The 2595-nt window shown below is 72.2% G+C and carries 2 protein-coding genes; both read right to left on the bottom strand.

Going from position 1 to position 2595, the window contains the following annotated elements; genetic code table 11:
- A partial coding sequence (locus tag AC08OP_RS23895; protein WP_476616228.1) for a HAMP domain-containing sensor histidine kinase occupies positions 1–1395 on the bottom strand: 1395 nt, incomplete at its 3' end.
- A gap of 257 nt (positions 1396–1652) precedes the next feature.
- Positions 1653–2381 carry a response regulator transcription factor gene (locus tag AC08OP_RS23890; protein WP_476601633.1) on the bottom strand — a complete coding sequence of 243 codons (729 nt, stop codon included), beginning with the start codon at positions 2379–2381 and terminating at the stop codon, positions 1653–1655.
- Between the last annotated feature and the right edge of the window lie 214 nt (positions 2382–2595).

Raw genomic sequence — 2595 nt, 5'->3', positions numbered from 1 at the left:
GTCCGGAGGCGGAGCGGCGCCGCCCGGCGGGTTCGGCTCCGGGCCCGGTGCGGTGGCCGGGCCCAGCGGACCGGGGTCGTCGACGACCGGCAGCCGCATCCGCAACAACGCCCCGCCGCTCGGAGAGCTCTCCGCGGTGACGGTACCCCCGTGGGTGTGCACGGCATCCGCGACGATCGCGAGGCCGAGCCCGGATCCGGGCAGGCCCCGCGCGGAGGTGGCCCGGTAGAAGCGGTCGAACACCTGCGCGCGGTCCTCCGGCGCGATGCCCGGTCCGTCATCCGCGACGGTTACCTCGCCGTCCCGGGAGCCGACCCGGACGACGGAGGCGGGCGGCGAGAACTTCACGGCGTTGTCGAGCAGGTTGGTGACTGCCCGTTCGAGCATGTTCGCCCGCCCGTCGACCGTCGAGGACGTCGCGTCGACCTCGATGCCGACGCCCTTGCCTGTGGCGCGGCGCCGGGCCCGTTCGGCCGCGGCTCGCACGATCTCCGCGAGATCGAGCCGTTCCACCTCCTCGGTGGGCGCCTCGTCCCGGGCGAGCTCGACCAGTTCACTGACGAGGCCGGACAGTTCGCGCATCTGCGCGCCCACGTCGCGCAGCAGCGCCTCACGGTCGGCCGCGGGCAGCGCGCGATGCGGGTTCGCTTCGGCGCGCAGCAACAGTTCGATGTTCGTGCGCAGGCTCGTCAACGGGGTGCGCAGCTCGTGGCTGGCATCGTCGACGAGCTGGCGCTGGCGGGCCCGGGACGCCTCCAGCGCGCGCAGCATGCTGTTGAGGCTCTCCGCCAGCCGGGTGATCTCGTCGGATCCGGTCACCGGGATGAGCGCCGACAGATCCTGGGTGCGAGCGACCTCCTCGGCGGCCGCGGCCGCGGCGTCAACGGGTTTGAGCGCGGCACGTGCCACGATCTGTCCGGCGAGCACCGAGCCGACCACCCCGACGATCCCGACGACGAGCAGCACCAGCGCGAGATCGCGCAGGGTCCGGTCGACGTCGGTGGTCGGCCGGGCGAGCTGCAATGCACCGCCGGACGCGGGACGTTGCAGCGGAACCGTGACAAGCCGGTAGGACTGCCCGTCAACGGCGATCGTGCGCAGGTTCTGGGCCCGCTCCCGCCGGGCCACCTCGGCGTCGGCGGAGTCGACCGGGATCCGCATGCTGTTCCAGGACGAGACGGCGTTCTCCAGCGGATTGCCGGCGGCGTCGAGGAACTGGCCCTCCAGCCCGAAGCTGAACGCCTGCAGTTCCAGCCCCAGCGGACTGGTCTGGATGGTGTGCGCCGACGCCTCAGCCTGCTCTACGAGCTGGTCGTCGATGGCCTGGTTCAGCACGATACTGGTCGCCCCCAGCGACACCCCGGCGACGACCGTCACGGCGGCAGCCACCGCCATCCCGACAAGCAGGGCGAGCCGAGCCCGCAATGTCAGCTGACCGAGCGGGGAGGAAAACCGGATCCTGGAGTGACGTCCCGGGTGGACGCGCCGCGCGAACCCGTCCAACCGGCCGGCGCGCCCGTTCACCGCCACCTGCCCCACTGCCGGCTGCCCCGCTGCCACCTGCCCCGCTGCCGGCTGCCCCGCTGCCGGGCGACCCGTCAACGGCTGCGGCCACCACGGCGATGGCGCGGCCCCCTGGTCGGGGGCACTGCTCACGCGCGGTCCCCCGACGGCTCACGCAGCACGTAGCCAACTCCGCGCACGGTGTGCAACAGCCTGGGCTCGCCGTTCGCCTCGAGCTTGCGGCGCAGGTAGCTCACGAAGACCTCCAGCGAGTTCGATGTCGGGCCGAAGTCATACCCCCAGACCCGCTCCATGATCATGGAGCGGGAGAGCACCTGACGCGGATGGGCGAGAAACAACTCCAGCAGCTCGAACTCGGTCTTGGTCAGAATCAGCTCCCGATCACCGCGGGTCACCTGGCGGCTAGCCTGATCCAGACAGACCCCGCCATAGCACAGCGTCGAGTCGGGGATCCCCTTGGACCCGTCCGAACCGGCCGCCCGCACCCGCGCGGCCAACGCCGCCCGGCGGATCAGTGCCCGCAACCGGGCGAACAGCTCCTCCAGGGCGAACGGTTTGACCAGGTAGTCGTCGGCACCGACGTCCAAGCCGCTGACCCGGTCGGCCAAGCCGTCCCGGGCGGTCAGCATGAGCACCGGGACGTCGTCGCCCTGGGCCCGCAGCCGACGGCAGGTCTCCAGCCCGTCCACCCGGGGCATCATCACGTCCAGCACGACGATGTCCGGCCGCTCGCGGCCGATGACGCCGAGCGCGTCCGCCCCGTCCACCGCCGTGGCCACCTCGTACCCCTCGAACCGCAGCGAGCGTTCCAGGGACTCCCGGACCGCCGCGTCGTCGTCCACCACCAGTACCCGCACGCCCCCAGTCTGCCTTCACCCGACGCGGTGATGGTGCTGCGCGGGGCCGGTCTCAGGAAGACATACCGCGATCCTCAGGACAGTTTCAGCCACCGCGAGCCCAGACCGACCAGACCGCCCAGACCCACCGGCACGCCCAGATCATCCCCTCAACCGCGACGGGTCGGGGGCGGGCGGGTCGATCCGTGCCCGCGGCAGATCCGTCCCCTGAGCG

Source organism: Frankia sp. CeRuru1 (assembly GCF_977966315.1).
The sequence above is the reverse complement of the archived record's forward strand: the minus strand, read 5'-3'. Positions and strand labels throughout refer to the sequence as shown.